17 protein-coding genes are annotated in these 19248 nt (G+C 29.1%); all 17 read right to left on the bottom strand.

Features of this window, described 5'->3' with window-relative positions; genetic code table 11:
• Positions 1 to 26 precede the first annotated feature (26 nt).
• The 17 genes from CLFE_RS23065 to CLFE_RS22985 all read right to left on the bottom strand — a co-directional run bounded on the left by CLFE_RS23065 (position 27) and on the right by CLFE_RS22985 (position 19057).
• Positions 27 to 1256 carry a hypothetical protein gene (locus CLFE_RS23065; RefSeq protein ID WP_077893125.1) on the bottom strand — a complete coding sequence of 410 codons (1230 nt, stop codon included), beginning with the start codon at positions 1254 to 1256 and terminating at the stop codon, positions 27 to 29.
• On the bottom strand, positions 1240 to 1488 hold the full coding sequence (locus tag CLFE_RS23060) for a hypothetical protein (RefSeq protein WP_077893126.1): 249 nt from the start codon (positions 1486 to 1488) through the stop codon (positions 1240 to 1242). The genes CLFE_RS23065 and CLFE_RS23060 overlap by 17 nt, the downstream gene beginning before the upstream one ends.
• A gap of 2 nt (positions 1489 to 1490) precedes the next feature.
• Complete coding sequence (locus tag CLFE_RS23055) at positions 1491 to 3011, bottom strand: hypothetical protein (protein ID WP_077893127.1); 1521 nt, start codon at positions 3009 to 3011, stop codon at positions 1491 to 1493.
• A complete protein-coding gene (locus CLFE_RS23050; protein ID WP_077893128.1) occupies positions 3001 to 4626 on the bottom strand; it encodes a hypothetical protein in 1626 nt (541 codons plus the stop codon). The genes CLFE_RS23055 and CLFE_RS23050 overlap by 11 nt, the downstream gene beginning before the upstream one ends.
• Before the next feature lie 26 nt (positions 4627 to 4652).
• Positions 4653 to 6188, bottom strand: a complete 1536-nt coding sequence (locus CLFE_RS23045) for a hypothetical protein (protein WP_077893129.1) — start codon at positions 6186 to 6188, stop codon at positions 4653 to 4655.
• Positions 6185 to 6418: a hypothetical protein gene (locus CLFE_RS23040; protein ID WP_077832553.1), complete on the bottom strand. Its 234-nt coding sequence runs from the start codon at positions 6416 to 6418 to the stop codon at positions 6185 to 6187. Before CLFE_RS23040 ends, CLFE_RS23045 begins: the two co-directional genes overlap by 4 nt.
• 9 nt (positions 6419 to 6427) lie before the next feature.
• Positions 6428 to 7294: a hypothetical protein gene (locus CLFE_RS23035; protein ID WP_077893130.1), complete on the bottom strand. Its 867-nt coding sequence runs from the start codon at positions 7292 to 7294 to the stop codon at positions 6428 to 6430.
• An 8-nt stretch (positions 7295 to 7302) separates the two neighbouring features.
• Positions 7303 to 7770 carry a hypothetical protein gene (locus CLFE_RS23030; protein ID WP_077893131.1) on the bottom strand — a complete coding sequence of 156 codons (468 nt, stop codon included), beginning with the start codon at positions 7768 to 7770 and terminating at the stop codon, positions 7303 to 7305.
• Between the two features lie 9 nt (positions 7771 to 7779).
• Entirely contained in the window at positions 7780 to 9273 is a 1494-nt protein-coding gene (locus CLFE_RS23025; protein ID WP_077893132.1) for a hypothetical protein, read from the bottom strand.
• A 23-nt stretch (positions 9274 to 9296) separates the two neighbouring features.
• Entirely contained in the window at positions 9297 to 10853 is a 1557-nt protein-coding gene (locus CLFE_RS23020; RefSeq protein WP_077893133.1) for a hypothetical protein, read from the bottom strand.
• Positions 10854 to 10865: 12 nt separating this feature from the next.
• Positions 10866 to 14300, bottom strand: coding sequence for a hypothetical protein (locus tag CLFE_RS23015; RefSeq protein WP_077893134.1), 3435 nt, complete (start codon positions 14298 to 14300; stop codon positions 10866 to 10868).
• A complete protein-coding gene (locus tag CLFE_RS23010) occupies positions 14293 to 15414 on the bottom strand; it encodes a hypothetical protein (RefSeq protein ID WP_077893135.1) in 1122 nt (373 codons plus the stop codon). Before CLFE_RS23010 ends, CLFE_RS23015 begins: the two co-directional genes overlap by 8 nt.
• A gap of 19 nt (positions 15415 to 15433) precedes the next feature.
• Positions 15434 to 16090 (bottom strand): hypothetical protein, encoded by a 657-nt coding sequence (locus CLFE_RS23005; protein ID WP_077893136.1) that lies wholly within the window; start codon positions 16088 to 16090, stop codon positions 15434 to 15436.
• 112 nt (positions 16091 to 16202) lie between these two features.
• Positions 16203 to 17018, bottom strand: a complete 816-nt coding sequence (locus CLFE_RS23000) for a baseplate J/gp47 family protein (RefSeq protein WP_077893137.1) — start codon at positions 17016 to 17018, stop codon at positions 16203 to 16205.
• Positions 17015 to 17425, bottom strand: a complete 411-nt coding sequence (locus CLFE_RS22995) for a hypothetical protein (RefSeq protein WP_077832544.1) — start codon at positions 17423 to 17425, stop codon at positions 17015 to 17017. The genes CLFE_RS23000 and CLFE_RS22995 overlap by 4 nt, the downstream gene beginning before the upstream one ends.
• Positions 17426 to 17454: 29 nt before the next feature.
• Positions 17455 to 18525 carry a transglycosylase SLT domain-containing protein gene (locus CLFE_RS22990; RefSeq protein ID WP_077893138.1) on the bottom strand — a complete coding sequence of 357 codons (1071 nt, stop codon included), beginning with the start codon at positions 18523 to 18525 and terminating at the stop codon, positions 17455 to 17457.
• Positions 18526 to 18631: 106 nt separating this feature from the next.
• Positions 18632 to 19057, bottom strand: coding sequence for a hypothetical protein (locus CLFE_RS22985; RefSeq protein WP_077893139.1), 426 nt, complete (start codon positions 19055 to 19057; stop codon positions 18632 to 18634).
• Between the last annotated feature and the right edge of the window lie 191 nt (positions 19058 to 19248).

The raw sequence follows: 19248 nt of genomic DNA, 5'->3' as shown, positions 1-19248 counted from the left end.
AACAAACATCCTTAATATCTCAAGTTTTATAAAACAGAGTATTTAATAGCTATTCTATTTACATCAGGGACTATATCCCCATTGTATAACTTACTTTTGATAAGTATTTGCTTAGTAGGAATTGTACATGGCAGCTTATCATTAATTATATGAGAAATATTATTATCATCTACATAGTACAAACTGGTTTCAAATTGATTATTATTAACTTCATTACAATTATTTAATACCAAATTAATATCATTTAACTGTATTGAACCTGTTTCTCCTGAAAAGTCAGCCTTAGAATAAAATATAGAGTAGTCATCAGTATATTTACAATTTAAAACTTCTATATTCTTGGCTCCAATATAAAAAATCCTACCTCCATTTTCTGAATCCACATAGTGTTTTTGCTTAAAGGATATTCTAATTTTAGTGGCATTAAGTTCTTTAAAATTAAACTTTACACTTGGAACTTCATTTAAAGCATTTGTATCATAAGAATCACCAAACACAGTGCTGCACTGAAGATTTAAATCTCTGTTGTAGTTTTGGAAGGCAGGTAATGTAACAAAATCTCCATCTAAGCTGTATTCTACATTTGTAATATCTACAGAACCACTAGGATAGGGTTTAATTATTATAGTATTTAGAGTAGGTAAAATCATAGTGCTATAAGGAAGTGTTATGGTCATTGTACAATTAACCTCACTTACAGAATTGTCTGTTATAACTTTTCTAATCCAATATGAATTACTTTCCTTTTTAAAGGCATTAATTACACTGTTATCAAAAATACTTTTATTATCAGCTATTGGATATACTTCTACCTTAAGGCTTTCAGGTACTATTGATGTTTTAAAATTATCATCATAAATATTAATCTTTGAAGTACTAGAATTCATATTCAAGGTTATATCCATATTTTCTAAATCTATAAATGCAGGAGAAGAGCTCTCTTCAATGTAGCAGTCATCTGGATATAGATTTAAAGTTTTAATCTTATCTGTGCTACTTAAATTAAGGTATTTATCAGTTATTACTGCCAGTTTATTTTCCATATCCTTTAACCTTAATATGAGATACTTATTTTCTATATTAATTATGTCCTTGGTTTCATTTAAGATTTTTTCTAGGTTATTAGCTCTATTAAAAAGATAATATATATCGCTAACAGCTTCATTTTGAAGATCATTAATCTGAGCGCTGTCTGTTACTGTTCTATAGCCTATATTTTTTTTCTTTATTGAAGGAAGCTTATTTAAAGGTTCCATATTTCATTACCTCCATTAAATTTGATATACTGTTTTTAAATTTTTGAAGTTCGTTTATATTATTAGTAAAAGCTAATGTTTGCATTTCTGAAGCACTATTCTCAAGTTTATTGAAGGCTTCATATAAAGTGTTTATGTTGATCACAAGTTCATTAACATTTTCAGTTTGTTTAATACTTTCTATAGGTCCTCTATACCTATTATTTCTTCTAAAACCTATTGGATATATCATATTTATACTCCTATAATTCTGTAATTTAATATTTCTGGGGATACACTTTTGTCTGAACTTTTAAGGGAAGCTTTAACCCTAAAACTTAAATAGATACCCTCATCCTTTAAATTAAGTTTATTTAACTTATTAGTATCAATTACTTTATAATTCAAAGTATATTTAATACCGCTGTACTTTTTTGGATCTATAGAAACTACAATATTATTGTTTTCATCTACAGAAAAGTAATTTTGGTTTTTAGTATAATTTTTGTTAAGTAAATCATAATAACTTACTCTTTTCATTGGAGGTTCAGCGTAAGTTTTAAGAGAGTACTCTTTAAAGTTTAGGTTATGCTTTATGCCAGCGCTTTCGCTGCAATAATCCATGGATAAATAAATTAAAATTTGAAGTGTATTTTTACCTTTCTTTAATGGTAGATCTCTTGTTTTTAATTCAGTATTATTTAATAAAATCATTGTTTGAAGATAGGTCTTATTATTAGTATCTGTAAGTTCAAGGACTACATTTTCTAGCTTTAAGTCTTTATCACAGTAAATTTCCTTAGTCATTACATAATAAACGCCTTTTTTTATAGTAATATCAAGAGCTGCGTCATCTAAATAGGAGGTTGTACTTATTTTATTTTTATCATAATCACTAATTGAGAGAAGGTAGTTTTCTTTATTAATATCAATTTCATCTAGACGCCACATTTCATTGCCTAAAGTTAATTTTATAGAGTTTAAGTTTAAGTTATCCTTAATGCCACATAACTTATAAAGTACAACTTTATTTGAAGCTATTTCCTCACCAAAGTCTAAGCTATCCTTATTTAGTAAAGTGCTTACACTATTTAAATTTCCAGTATTAAAAGGTACACTAGGTATTATTTCCTGCCAATCAACAGGAGTAGTGTTATTATCAATACCTATATAGTAGTGAAGCTCTGTGTTTGGTAAGCTTGAATCTGTAGGCTGAAAAATCAAGGTATCTACTAAAAAATTGAAATCTATAGGTTTGCTTACATATATATTTTCAGTTTCAAAATTATCTATTTGTACCGTGCCTTTAATCAAGTCAACAAAAGCATTAGTAGAAGGAATATTTCTTTTTATATCTCCCACAAAATCTATATTATAAAAGTTGTCAAAGACCTGACAAAAGCTGTCGCAAGATTTATTGAGTTTTATTGAATCCTGAAGATTATAAAATTCTAATATAGTTTTTTCTGTAGCTTTTTTAACTACAGTACTTTCATTAAGGTAATATTCATTAAGACTATCTTCTGGTTTTGCTTTAAAAAGTACATTTAAATCCTCACCTAAACTACTAAACATATAGTTATAGGTCTTAGAATTAGAAATATCATGAGGTTTATCTTTTATTGGAGTAAAGTAGGGCGCCCCTAAGCACTTATCACTATAAAACTCTTTAATATATTGGTTTACTTTAGCTGAGGTTGGAGTAATGCCTTTTTTTATAAGTTTTTTAACTATCTCCATTTTCTTTAATTTGAATTGAAGTTCACTAATATTCAATTGAATCACCTCTAGTCAAAATATCTAAATTATATGAATAAACTATAGGTGTCATTGAAGCTTTATCTACTGGCCTTGCTAAAACTATTTTTAAGTTTATTGAGGTTGCTTCATAAGGTTTTTCAAGGTAAAGGGTATTAATTTTTCTTTCATCCTCAGTTATTGAGCTGTTTAGTTCTATTGAAAAGTTACCCTCAGAGGCTCTATGCTTTGGAAAAATTTCAATCCAGTCATTATCACCATTAAAGCATACAAAGTAACTAATATATTTTCCTTTATCAAAAGCTTCAGGTATAAACTCTTGTGAATCTAAGATTATAGCTTTAACTCCCTGTTTAACCTGAAAGGTTTTTGAAATGTATGTGCCACTTTCTCTAAAGCTATAATTTAAAAGAGCTACATTTTTTATTCCTATTAGGTATCTTTTTGCATCAATAATTTCTGTACTGCACCTTGCACTTAAAGTATATTTAGGTTCATAAAACAGCTTCTTTTTTATAGTTTCATTATCTAAATATGTTATTTTGCAGTTTGCTTCATTAAAGTTTTTAGGACCCGTATACTTTTTTAACTCATTATCATATTTCATGCCTAGGTTTTCTATTGAAGGATTTGTTCCGTTTATTCTATGGCAATTCAAGGTATTTTCAGCTTCAAATATAGATGAATCACCAGCATCAGTGAAATAAAAATGTCCAATTTTTCCATCATAGCTTGAAATCTGCTGTAACTCAACTATTACAAATGCTACCAGCTGTGGTTTAAATATAAGCAGCATATTTTCAGAAAAAGGCCTATTTACTGGTATGTCCTGAAGGGTATTTAAACCATCAGATATTATAAATTTCTTTATACTCGCAGAATTAAAGTCGCTATTTAAAGGGACATAAGGTGCTAAGCTTAAGCAATTGAAAAATTTTGGCTCCTCTAAGCTTATTTTAAAGGTAAGCTTTAAACAATTATCCTTAGCATTAAAAGGTACTTTTTCCTTGTATTCAAAGCCTAAGTTATGGCATTTATCTATAATAGCTTTATCAATATTAAACATTTCATATTCAAAATAGGTATCGTCTCTATCGTCAAGAATATTGTTTAGATCCATATTTAAATTGCTTTCACCTAAAAAGTGTATAGCATCATTTTCAGTATTAACCATATGAGTATTTCCAGGAAAGCCATTACTTGAAGGTAATATCTCTATTTTGCTATCTTTTATGTCCTCACTTTCTAAATTCATGTTTAGTGTAAGCATTCCACTGTTTATATACGCATCTGTAAATTCACCTTCTGTATAGTCCTTATTTAAAAAGTAGTCAGCAAATAAAATTTCACTACAGCTTATATTTCCTTCTACCTTACCTTGTAAATCTTTTAGTTTTAAATCTATATATTTTAAACTACTTCTCATTTCATTTCTTTCATTCTCACTTTTTTTAAATAGCTTTTCTAGGTTATAGTAAGTTTTTGTAAAACTATTAATAATACGCTGCAGGTCATCATATGCCTCTTTTACCATACTATTATAATCTTTTGCTATAGGCGTACTTTTAGCTGGTCTAAACTTAAAAGAGGGCTTATTATAAAGATTTTTTATACAATCATTTTTTTTAGTCATGTTAGCCTCCTAATCTGTAATAGAATTTATGCATTATATTTAGTAATTAAATAATCGATTTTATTGAGTTTAGGAGTTATAAAATCATACTTATAGCTATTTCTCCTAATAATAGCTTTAAGCCTTAGAAAATCAATATTCTTATCTTCTAAACAAATTGTTTTAGAAGCTTTACTAGGACTATAATTCACAGTATATTTTTTAGCAGCATCAAATTCATGTATATATATCCCAGAAACTTGTCCACTATTGTCCGATAGTAAAAGTTCATAATCACTTTCTCTATTCATAGGTACACCATCTATTGAAACCTCATATATTTCATCTGCCTCAAATCTAAGTAATAGGATATTTTTATTTTCCTCATCTACTTTAAGTAGTTCACAAAGGATTATATCTTTATTTATTGGAAGTATAGGCAGCCAATCCGTATAAATTGGATTTTCCTCGTATGTAAGGTAATATTCTATATCCGTTAATACTTTACCGTTTTCTAGTTCTGGATGTATTTCATCAGTATAAATACTCAAGTTTTCAATATTATGTGGAAGTTCTATAGGCTTTGATACATATATACCGCTTTCATCAAACTGATTATAGTTTATAGAAATATTAGAAAAACCGTAGCTGTATTGAAGTAGCTTAGGTGCTGCTGCATTTTTTGTATAATTAATTTGATTTATTAAAATATAAACCTTCTTAACCCTTATATCTTTAAATTTATAAACTAAGGTATCAAATAATATTTTATTTCTTAAAGTCTCCTCCTCGTTATCCTTATATACTAATTCCTTCAATTCTTCATTAGGATCATCACTTAAGGTATAGCTTATTTTGAGAAGTTCAAAGGGATATTCACTAAAGGGCGTTAATACTATTTCATTTATTATAGTTTCTTTGTCATAGTTTATTTCTAGTTCGCATATGGCTCCATAGGTTAATTCATAGTTTTCTAAAGCTAGTGCAGTCTTATTTACTTTTATAGGCTGGTCACTAAATACACTTTCTGACCAATAATTTTCCTTTGAAGTATCTAGCACATTGTTTAAGCTACCGTTTGAAGGTATTTTATCACTAAGATGTCTTTTTATACTAAGCTGTGCCAAAGCTCTTCCACTATCATCTATCAAGGTATTTTTGCTTTGTAAATAGGGGAGAGTTATAGCTTTTTCATAAGCATCAAAAGTTGATTTACAGTTTAAGGCGGTAATTGAAGGCAAACTATTTCTATAAAAATTCATATCATCCTCAAAACTATTAGTATCATAAAATCCTTGATGATAATGAATAGGATTTGAAAGCCCATTAATAGTTGCTTTTAGCGATGAAATTTTATTATTAATATAATTTATATTATTTTTTATGTGTTTAAGCTCTGCTGTATTTAAAACTATATGATTATGGAAGGTTTCATTTATTAAATTAGTGAATTTAAAGGTTTTAGCTATATCTCTGTAAAACTCACCCATGGTCTTGGTTAAAGCAGTAATGTCAGTAATTCCACTTTGAAATCTTAGTTTAGTCATAAGTTCTTTTTTTTCTAGTAAAGAATCTATATTCATGACTTATCAGCTTCCCCCTTTGTTTTCAGCTCTTCTTCTATTAGTTCCTTAAGAGTTGGAACTATATCCTTCTTCATTCGATTTACAGCCTCATTTATAATAGCTTCCCTTGAAGAAGTTATATCCATTTTTGCACTATCAAAGTATCTATTTATAACTCTTATAAGATAAGTTTCTATTCTATCAGGATGCTTTGTATAAAGATTTTTTGTATTTTCTTCTATCCTCATGACTGCTCCTTACTCAAAAAATTTATATTTGATTTCATTATTTACAGCTTCATTATTTACAGATGAGCTTAAAACGCTTAATAACACTGTTTTAGTTTCGTTATTACTATCTACATAAGCTCCATAGTTTAATAAATCCGTATTAGTAAAGCCTTCTTCAGTACTTGTGGTTTCTACCTTTGTAAGGTTACCCGTTAAGGAATCATAGGTTAAATTAGTTATATCCGTTGGAGTAGTAACCTTAACTAGTTTATCCTTTTGGGCTCTATCACGCGTAAGAACTGTAAGTCCTGTATTTACTTCATCAAAGCGCCTAAGGTCCGGATTGATAAAGCCATACTGTGCTTCAATAGCAGCATCAAAAAACATTACAGATAAACCATATATCTTAGGGGATTCCCCCATAGAATTTTTAGTAAGTACACATTTTATAGTAAAGCTAGTTATGTCTGAAGCTAGATGCAAGGGTTCACTAATATTTTCCTTAATAGGGAAGACTCTAGCTTTTTCATCTAAAATGAAGTATTTAATACTGGAACCTACAGGTACATAGCAATCTGCTACTAAATAAAAATCATTTAAAGGTACATTGTCACCAAAAGCACTTGTTACCTTTATTGTGTAAAGTTCACCAGTTATAGCTTCAGAGTTAACCAAAAAGGTTTTTGTAAATTTATCATAATCAATAAACTTAGAAATTGATAAATCTACATAGTCACTATTCTTATCCTTACTAGTAAACATTGAATTTACAAAAAGATTATTATTAAAAGTAAAAAATATTTTGTCAGAATAATTTATATCATTTAACTGATTTTCTTCATTGGTTCTAGTGTATTTGGTGTATATTTTATTATTTACAGTTTGATAATTCATGGTATCACCTACAATAAAATATTATGATCGCCCATATTATGAGTGAAATTAATAATTGGTTCAATATAATAAACAAATTTGTTAGGATTATTTACTACATACTGTATTTCATCCTTGTAATAACTAACTTCTATTAGATCCTTGTCAGTAACATTATTTAAAAGTATTGTTAATGTATTTAAATTATAAGAATAATTGTATTGAACATTAGTTAGCTCAATGTTATTTACATATACCTTTACAGGACAATCAAAGCTGTAATAAATATCCTTTGGCATAACATAAGTAGAATTCTTTTGATAATTAAGGATAGTTCTATGAAGTACTGGACTTGCATTATTGGGATTCTTTATAGTGTCCAGTACATGTGTGTTCCCAATTGTATCCTTAAGTAAAAGCTTATATCCTAGTACATTTAAATCGTCCATCCTCTTAAAGGTTAATAGATTCTCTTTTTTTAAATTAAAGGTTAACATAACTGCCTCCTATAAACTTACAAGTACTGAAATAGGGTTTGATTGTCTTCCATAACTGTCAAACAGATAAAAAGTATAATTGTATTTTTCATTTGAGTTGCAATTTATGTTGTCTATTTCCATAGTAGAAAAGTCACAAAAATCACTCATAACTATTGTGGAAGCATCTGAACTAACTACATTGTAAGGACAGCCTCCATGCTGATTTTCTACGTAATACAATCCATTTTTTCTTAAGTAGGTTTTTATAATTTCGCTGCCAACATCGCCTATTTTTGAGGGAACAGTAGGAGCATTGTCCTTAGTTGCAGTTCTTTTTATTACAATAAGCTTTTCTATAGGAATTATTTCATATTCACTTTCATAAATAGCAGGGCTTTCCTCTGAAACATCCTTATTCATAACAGTCATAAGTTCATATGCCTTGCATTTTCTTGAATCGTAAATATGTTCATACCATACATTTGGAAACTTAATTACTAGTACATTGTCGGAATTGACATAATTACTATTCACTATAATATCTCCAGCCTTGAAAATAGGAATATCATCTGAAACTATAGCACCAAAATTTTTAAAATTATCTGTTCCTGGCTTACCTAATTCAATTAAACTAGCATTCCCTAAACCCGTGAGCATATCTGTCCAATTCCCTTTTAAATCCTTAAAGGAATAATCTGTTGATAACCTAAGCGTATAATTTATATCACTAGCAGCTTGATTTAAGCTTTCAATTATTACCTCTGATGGGTTTGATACATTTAGATCATGGTCTATGGCAATTACCGTATAGTAATAAAATAGTCCAGAAAAATCATCATCAATTTGTAATTTTAAATAGGGTACCTTTAAAGAAGTTTCATCCGTATAAAAATCCTTAGTTATTGTGAATTTGGGAGCATTTAAACCATGTGCATTAGGTCCTAAATAAACAATACCAGGAAGAGTATCCTTAGAAGTGTAATCTTCTACCTCTATGACCTCAATATAATAATCGCAGGTTACATTATAATAATCTGAAGCTAGCTTATTAGTTATATATATACTTTCATCCTCCATAGTTATAATGTTCTCTATATCTGCTGGAGTAGAGTAGGTAGTACTGGTTTTATCCTTATTAGTTACTATAGCTTGTTTTATTGCTCCTGAACTGTCAAAGCTTAAGTCAATAGTTATTTTTTCATAATTAGTGAACTCCTCAGGATTATTAAAGTTTATTGAAATAGTAGTAGGTAAAGCTGATTTTTCATCTTTAACAGCTGTGTGCTTTAAAAGGTACCTTATCATATTATTTTCAGCAGAACAGGAGGTATCTAAAATCAGAGTATCCTCCACTCTAACATTGCTTATCTCAGCTAAACTTTCATCTACTACAATTACGGGTTCTATCTCTTGTAGGCCTTCTAAGCCGCTATATACATCTTCTTTTTTTATGCTTCTATACACATAGTATTTCAGTTTTTTATCTTTACTTGTCTTTATACTTAATTTAATTTTATTCATAGAAATAGCTCCTTTAACTAAAATTACTCTTTTACCAGTGCAGAAAAAGCATAAGGCACAAAATCTAATTTATTTTCATATGAAAAATCTACTTTGAGGCTGCTTTGAGGTAGTTCTTCTTTGCTATAAGTTTTTACATATTCTATTATTGGTGAAACACCAAAGGCTATCCATTTGTGAACAACAGCTTCTACTTCATCCGTTGTAAAACTTCCTCCAAACTCCTTGAGCAGCCTTCTGTCAAGTCTTATTATGATTACAGCATTTTCCATATACGGTCTTCCATCATAATAACCTATGTCCCAATAGTAATCAGCTTCAGGTTCAAGCTTTTTCCTTAAAGCCTCATCTATTTCACATATAAGTCCGCCGCCTTTAGTTCTGCTATCCATTAATACAGTGCTTCTAAAATAAGAAGTTTGTCTAAAAGATATACTACCTATAGTAATATCATCAGTTTCATCTGCAGCGCTTATACCTATTTTATGGTAGAAGGAGTTATCCTTTTTTTGAAAGAAGTATATTTCCTTATTAATCAAGGTGTATACAGGTTTTCTTGTATATGAAGCTGAACTATTATCCGTATAACTATGGTACATGTTAGGATTTAAATCTAAATCTATAAAATTTCCAATAGCATCATAAAAGCCTCTATAAGTAATGCTTTTTTCTCCAAATTGTATTATTGGGTACCAATTTTCTAAAACTTTTGTCTCTTCTGGTGCCTTTAACCTTATTTCATTTGCATCAGTTTCTTTGTCTTCAGATATATTACCTGAATATAGAGCAATAGCTGAATACTCATTAGTCGAGTGCGTAAGAACACCCTTATAGTGTGCAGTTACATTATATTTAAGCGGTAAACTTATTAGCTTTTTACTTTCCATAGAAAGCACAGCACTATATCTTTGAGTAAGCTTATATTTTACAGAAGTTACGGATTTTAAATTATTGTTTGAATCTGGCTTCATATCAGTGGCAAACATGTTCTCAACCTGCATTTCACCATTTTTATAAAGGACACCCTTAAAACCGTTTTTATTGTAGCTAATGTTATCAGGAAAAGTATACATATTTGAATCACTTAAAATTACCTGTTCTTCATTACACTGCTTGTATACTAAAATTGAACGACTAATATTCTGAGTTTCTGTAGTGTTAATTTCAGCCTCCATTAAATATTGAGTTCCTGAATATATTCCATCTACTATATTTGTTTCTAGATTTCCTTCCACTTTATTTAAGGTTATAGTGCTTTCCTTAATCTCTTTTTCTTCAGTTTTATTGAAGCTCCACTCTATAAATTTTCTTTTCAATTGTCCTGAGTAGTCTGAAGCATTGTAATAAATACTTTTAGGCAAACTGTCCATATCACCTAATAATATGCCTCTTTTAGTAAGCCATTTTTGAGCTGGTTTACTAGAATTTTTAACAGAATCGGATATTATAAAATTTGTTTCCTTTGAAGGCCTATTGTAGTAGTAAGCTAAATTAACTGCATTAGCAGGTACTGTTTTTCCAATTCTAATTGTATTTACATTCCTAACATAATCCTCATGAAGTTTTGTAGGTAATACCATCCTTTGCACCTCCTATTCATTTATTATATCTACGGTTTTTGTTGAACCATTTGCTGCAGTTACACTAATGCTATCTGTACAGCTTGTACTTGATGAAGTATATCTTATACAGATAACACCGTTCATATCAGTCACTGCAGTATTCTCACTTAGCTTTCCATACTTGCAGCTCATTGTAAAGCTACAAGAAGGAGCAGGATTGTTGTACACATCTTTTGCAAAAATATAAACACTGCAATTATCCTTTCCATCTGCCTTTAAAGTTTTAGGATTAATGTATATATTAAAATCCTTAAGGTCAAAGCTATCATAAGAAATGTATATAAAACCATTACTTTCTAAATTGTATATTGGATTTAAACTTAAATTATCTGCTGTTTTTTTTCTGTCCGCCACGCTTGTTTCATACATTATTCTTCCTTTTTCAATAGGGCTGTCTGTATTAGTTTCAATGGTTATTTTTTTATTATCAATGTCGTAATTGACACAAAATGAGTTCTTTAACATGTAACTTACAAAAACACTTACACCTTCAATTATTAAAGAATTGAATTCTAAAATGTTGTTGTATAGGTTATAGTTAGCTTTATCACAAATTTCATTATTAATTTTAACAACTAAAGTTTTAGGATCTATGTTTATAAAGGCTAATCTAAAATTCTTTTGCGATTTAGATATAAAGGTTTCAGTATTAGTTAGAATAGCTGTGTTATTTTCATCATAAAAAGGTGAGTGCCTTAATGAACCTAATACCTCGTCTTCAACTATTATTGGAGCGAACTGCTTAGGTAATATATTATATAAGGTGCATTTTCCACTCATAAAATTAAAATACTTATTCTCTGATAAAGCATCATTAGGGGCTAAGACCTCACTCGCATCAAAGCTTGAATAAAGAAAATATTCATCATTGTTTATATAGTAATATCCATTATTAATTCTAGGTCTTAAATATGAAGTAACTCCTTGAATAGCTTTTACCGTTACTTTAACCGTACCTTCACTTTTTTCATCAAAGTTTACTTCATCTTCATAAAAAAGTGCTAAGTTCATGTTATCCGATGAAATATTAAGAATATATTTATCATACTTTTGTCCTGCTTTTAAGGTTGGTTTACTTATCTTAAATTGAAATTCCTTCTCAAATGTATCAACTAATTCGAGAGCAGCTTCAGTAACATTTCCTAAAAGTTCAATAGTTTCATCATTTTCATCATAGGTTGAGCCTGATGAAAAAGTCACTTCATCTCCATTTACAATTCCCAAATTATTATTATCACTATTTGAAAATTTAGCTAAAATTATGGCATCGGCTTTAGAAACCTCCGTTATTTCAATGCAATATTTAACCTTAGCTTCATCAATGTACTTTGGTACTGGAAATTCAGGCATAGTTACAGTTAAATCATTTTTTTCTCCCTTGTTTACAGTACCAGTCAAATAGTGTAAAAGGGGAAAAGTACTCTCCCAAGTATTAGTTACATCAACTAAGTTTGCAAATAGCCCTACACAAAAATCTTTAGAGCCTCTATAGCTTATCTGTTGTCCTACAGTTACATTTTTATTTAAGCCTAAATCCACATTTCCTGAAGTAGCTAAAATCTCCGGTACAAAAATATATTCTCCTTGCCCAATATTTATAGCTAATGCTGCTTTAATTGCTGCGTAGGGACTATCCTTAGTAAATTTATAGGATAACTTATCAGAAGTAATTTCACTCATGCTACTTAAAACCATATGACATGAACTTATAATATCCTCTGTTCCAGTTTTATCAAGACTATCTACTACAATATCTTTTTCTATATCCTGAATTAAAATATCTGTTACTATAGATTTATCACCGGCATCTAGATACTGAGAGGCATCTACTATATTAACTAAATTATTTAAAGGAATATCAGATTTTTTAAGAGTAGTTTTTTGTCCTTCAAAATATGATATTTCACTCTCAATATACTGCTCTAAATCATATAAGCAGCCTTCCGAAAAACCATAAGCATAAACTAAACTATTCTTATCTAAACCATTTTCAGCTGAAGCCGCAGAAGTTTTTAAGGTACCTCTTATTCCTGCTCCAAAATCTCTGGCTGCTGAAGAATTCCATCTATTGTCTATTTCATCAAAAGGGTAGTCATTCTCAATTTGAAAATCAAATACTTCATATGGAATATTAGATTTGGTGCTTTCAGACGTAATTTCAGTGTCATTATTTATACTCGGAGTAACTAGTTCAATTAGTGTTTTAGAGCTAACAGTCTGAGCCTTTGAAAAGGGTATATAGTCACATACTGCAAAGCTTTTACCATTTTCATCTACTTTCAGAGAAGCCTCAGATAAAAACGTAAATTCATAACTATCTGACATTACATTTTTAATGTGTGGAGTGAGCTTTGAAGTAGTAACTGTTTTTCCATCTTTATCAGTACTTGTAGTAGTTTCTATAGAGTAAAATAGAACCTTACAGGCTACTCTGTAGTTTGCTTTTATTGGTTTTAAGCCATACTTATAGATCCTATAGTTAATATGCTCTACAGGGTATGCATGAAGAATCAAATCTATATCTCCATTTTGTTCTTGACTATTGTATTCAGCTTTAGCGTGTATTTTATACTTAAAATCAATAGCATCATACACAGTTTTCTTTTTATAATTTACACCAGATATATTAATATTCATTGAAAACTTTTCATGAAAATCGTAGGGTTCTTTTGATACAAATAAATCTTCTTCGTCGCCTGTACCTGAATGAAAAGCTGTAATTCTAGTATTTTCAGTATTAACTAATGTTTTATCAAAGGTTTCATTCCTTTTTTCATTGTAATTTTTTAAATTTAGATTAGGCTTTCTTTCATTTGTCGTAATTGACACATTTGCACTAGGCTTAGAAGACCCACTAGCATCATAGCTGACAAGTTTTCTTGTATAAGTTGTACTGGGTGAAAGCTTAGTTTCTATATAGTGATCAACATTAATAGGAACTTCAGCTATTACTTTATCCTTATCATCCAATAAATAGTGTGCATAAACACTGGAACTTTCAAAGGACCACACTATAGTTTCTGTATCTAATGCTTTTCCTTTTAAAATAGGCTCTTCAATTGCTACTACTTTAGGAGGAATATAAGCTTTAATTATAGGTGATAGTGTAAATTCACTGTCCTTATAAGGATTTTCAAAGAATACCTGGACACCCTCAGTATTAGAAATTACTTCATAAGAATCTACCTCGATGTCATTAATGGTTAAATTAGTTTCTTTAAGGTAAGATTCTACTTTATCCTTTAATATATCTAATATATATCCATTTTGGAGCTCCTGGAAGCTTCCATAGAGCTTATCCTCTGGTAAATCTAAGTTCTTTGTAAAAGTATCCATTAAATCTTCATAAGCGCTGCTTTTTTTAATTAGTAGTGTAACCTTCACGGTATATTTAATTTCAAACATTAATATCAAGCTCTCCTTTTACAAGAGTCTTACCTGCAAAACCCTCTATACTTCCATCGCATAAAGTCGGAATGCATCCAAGACCACCTACATTTTTGTCTGATATATCAAAATAAGCTTCATCCCATCTAAATTCATCCCACATAATAGGGCAGCTGGTTTCAATTAAATTCACATAATACTTTAATAAATCCGTTGAAGAATTATCACTATTAAATAATTCATTTTGCATTTTGTAATCGCTCTTATTATGTATTGAGTGCATCTCAATTCCAGACACATAAGATACGGTTTTCTGTGTACCTTTATTACTATCTATTCCAGGAATTAAAACAGTATTTTCATCTGTAATATAAACCTGATTTTCATTATACTTAATTCCGTCTACTTTAATACTGCTTAAATTAACCATAGGATCTTCTATAATAAGATCTACCCCAGCATCTTGCCATATAATTTCCTTTCTCATATTAAGTTCTCTTGCAATAGCATTCATGAGTCCTTCTTTATTTGAGCCTGCTGGGTTTTTGAATACATCTAATATACGCATTTTATATTCTGCATTAGTTTCACCATATAACCTAGGACAATCCAGTAGAAGTCCAAATTCATCAAAAAAATTCCATACTTTATAAATTGATAGGGGAAGGGTGTAACTTTTATCTGTGCACAGTACTTGTATAAATCCAGCTTCATTAGACTTTAATGCATCATAATTATGTTTTACATATAATATATTTTTACTATCATCTATAAAATAAAGGTTATTTTCATATAACTCTGGATAAGAAAGGTCATTGGAATTGATTTCAAAAAATTTTCCTATAAAGTCAACCTTAGCCAGTACAGTATCCTTTGAGCGAACACAAGTAACATTATTAGAATTTACATTATAGGGCAAAACTGTTTTGTATACTATATTGGTAAAGCTCATATCTGCCGTATCTATTCTAGTTTGTTTATAAGCGTAATCTAGTATATCAAAAACTTCTTGAAGTTCTATGCCAAACACCTCTAAGAATTTAGCTCCAATAGCCTTTTCAGGATGTTTCCTTATTTCAAACCAATAGGGGAGAGCACTAATTATTTTTTGGGTGTAATCTTTAATTTCCATTTAGGTATAATCACCTCCATTAAATTTTTATGTTTTTAAAAATAAATCCTCTCAAATCACCGTTAATGTTATTTAAAGTTCTTGCAGCATCATTTAAAATATCAACGGATGTTCCTAAATATAAGTCCAGTATAACAGCTGCTTTAATTTTTTCAGTCTTATAAAATGGAGAATTGCATACAGACATTATTTGCTCCTGAAGAAAATTAATCTTATATTGATTCCAAAGATCAAATTTACGCATCACAATATCAAGTACATTTTGCTCCTCTTTTGTATACAAGGAATTGTCCTTATAATAATTATGATGATGTTCTATAATTTTATTTAAGACTTCCATATGAGTGTTATATAATTCAGTAGAGTCAAGTAATTCATTTTTGTCTATTCTTTTTGATATCTCACTTAATTCTATTTGAAAAACATTTATCAAATTATAGATTATATCCTTAAAAACAGCTTCCTTACCTTTATTTGTAAGTGTAAAGGTAGTTTGTATATTACTTTTTATCATATCTGATCTAACAAAAAAGGGATGCTCGCTTAAAGGTAAATCTATAGCTTTTACACACTCTTGTTTTTTTTTAATCCTTTCCTTTATATAAAATGCAATGATACTTATAGTACCTGTTATTATAGCTGTTAGTATCGTACCCATTATTGATGTTGATTCCATTTTATATTCTCCTAGCCATACTAATTTTAAAGTAAATCTGTTATTTGCTCTTCACAAAATTCTGAGAAACATAGAGATTTTACAAAACCAAATAGTGATCTACTAATTAAAATTATATAATTGAAATTGCGTCTGAATTTGAAGCTACTACAAATAGTTCATTCCATTGGCATTTTTTATCTTTAAGTTGTTCTTTATTATCATTTATTTTAAACTCTTCACATTTACACTCTAATATATCTTCACTTGAAGTCATAATTTTATTTATAATTTCTTTAATCCTTAAGTTTTCCCCAACTCTTCTTGTTCTTAAATATGTGTTTAAATTCTCCTTAACAGCTTCTTTTATGTTTTTAACGTATGAGCCTTCTGTATCTTTCATAATTAATTTTATTTTCAAAGAAATTTCCTTTAATATTGGAGTTGAAACATCAAACTTTATGCCATAGGCGGCAGTTTCCTGAAGCTTAAATCTTGCTTCTTCAAGTACATTTTTATCTTCTCTAGAAGCATCTGTAATTATAACTACACTGAAAGATCCCATCCCATAACAACAATTTTTTAAAATCACATCGTCTATACCATCAATGCTTAGAAGCGTAAGCCTAATAGCTGTTTCATTTGCACTAGCAGTATTCAATATTTGCTTGGATATTCTGTCCCTATAGTCATCATCTGCTTCCTTTTCCTGTCTTGTACAATTTAAAAGCAATCCAATAGAATCTAAAAACTCATCTGAAGCCGTTGAAAGAAAATTGTTAACATGATTTAATCTTAAGCAGTCATAAAAGTCTGCTATATTTTTATTTACTACATCAATTAAAAGTTTTGCTACTGTTCCCGGAGAATTAGAAAAACCTAAATTTCTAAGATTCTCATCTGCTTCTTTGGTTAAATCTTCAAAAGACTTATCAAATAGTAGTATCATAATTTACCCCCAATTTTAATCCCCATACCTTTAATAAGGTCAATATTTAAAATAATAAAGTTTGAGGATTTTTCGTCTTGATTTTTTAGGTATATATTCATCTCATAACCCATAAATACTTTATTTATCATTTCAATATAAATATCATGAGAAGCATACAATGAATCAAAGGTAAGAATTTTAACTATTTTATTTTTTATAAGCCTTAAAGTATTTTTACTTCTTGGCATACCTACTACATCTTCAATATTTGCACCTACAGCGTAGCTAAACCAATCATTTTTAATTGATTTAAGTCTACATAATGCTCTTTGAAATTTTAAAGCATCCGTATCCACAGTACACAATTCATTATTTATAGAATTCAAGATAAAATCTCCATATTCTGTTATCGCTAAGTCAAACATTTGAATCTCCTTTTGAAAAATATATTAAATTACTGCTGCTTCAGTAAAAACCTTAAGTAAGAACCTTTTCTCTTTTTAAGCTTTTCTAATCTTTCTCGTGTGCACTTAATAATTCTATTGCTACATTCTTTATTAGCCTCATTTAAAGCTAAATTTTCATTATAGGTAATAACTTTCTCTTCTTTATCCTTTAACTCATTATAGTATTGTAAAACCTTTTCTCTATAATTAATAGTTTCTTTAATGTTAAGGAAATCTTGATTATATACATTATTTGCACCACAATTATAGGCTGAAATGGCTTTATACAAATTACCATTAAAATTTTTCATTTGGGCTTTTAATTCACTAGTTCCTGCCATAATATTACTTAATGGATCATACATGTCTATTTCATCATATCCATGCTCAAGTGCAGTGTTAGGCAAAACCTGCATCAAACCTATAGCCCCAGCTGAAGAAACTTCATTACAATTTCCGTTAGATTCTTGAATTATTACAGACTTTATTAAATTAGGATCTACCTTGTACTTATTTGAAGCTAGTTTAATATAAGCATCCCATCTATCCACGCTTTTTAAGCCAGTACTGATTAAACAATTAGCTTCTTCTATCTTCTTATATTCATTAGATATGCTTGTATCTGCTGCTCTAATTCTTCCAAAATGATTAAAGGAATTATCTATAATACTTATAGAAACTTTCTTATGATTTAAAAATTCTACAATTTCATCATTTCCTAAATAAATATATATGTTTTGAGATAAATTATTAAAAACTAAATCTCCTGGCATTAATTCATCTTTACTTATAGGCACACATTTTTTCGTATATAATTCATAGAAATTATAATTTTCATCATCTTTAAATAGTCCTATTTCTTTTAGAAAGTAGCAGATAAAGTCTGAAGAATAAAAATTTTTCTTTCCCATACACTCTCTAGTAATTGAAGGTAACTGCTTAGCTTTGCACATGCTTATTAAGCTTTGCGAAACATTATAGGTGAGCATATTAACATCACCTCCAAATCTAGTTTTACCAACTGCATTATCTATGAAGCTTCTTATATTTTTAGCTTCAAATCCTTCTAATAAACTCATTTATTTTTCACCTCCTCTATCTTTAGGAGTATATTATTATATTTTTATTTCTTACTATAGAATATTATCTGCTATTAATACCATTTGTAACTTTAGTTCAAATATTTTAATATTGGTTTTTTATTTTTTTTAATCGTGTTCTAACACAAGATTTTGAAATTCCTAATCTATTGGCCATTTGAGATAAACTTAACAGACCTTTGTTGGAAATGATGAAGTCAGTTATTTCTCTGTTTCTAACGGTTATATTTACATTGTAATTTTTACCCTTTCTCGGTAGCACATTAAACTTTATAGCCTTATTAATAAAATAGTGTATTGGTCCCTTATAATTTGGATAATACTTACACATCTGTGGATAGCTCATGTGTGTGTAGTTTAGAAGTATAAATGTTACTTGCTCTAAATTTAAGGACCCACTATAATTCATATATTGTAAAACAGATGCCACTGTTTCTGCATCAAAAACATCCGATAGGGATTGTACAGTATCTGATATAGCTTTAATAGTAACCTTGTTAATTGAAATCATAGCTTATGCACCTCTCTGCCTTTTATGAATTTAATTTTGTTGTCGTAATTGACACATTTGACTTACTAAAGACATATTAAATATCCATAACTGGTTGAATTAATAAATAAAGAACTGCATACTTTTCATAACGTATAGTTTTAATCCAAATTATGTGTCGTATTTGACACAGCAATTTAATCCTTTACTGG

It is taken from the genome of Clostridium felsineum DSM 794 (genome assembly GCF_002006355.2).
In the GTDB taxonomy this organism is placed as follows: Bacteria; Bacillota; Clostridia; order Clostridiales; family Clostridiaceae; genus Clostridium_S; species Clostridium_S felsineum.
This window is presented reverse-complemented; position numbering and strand designations above follow the sequence as displayed.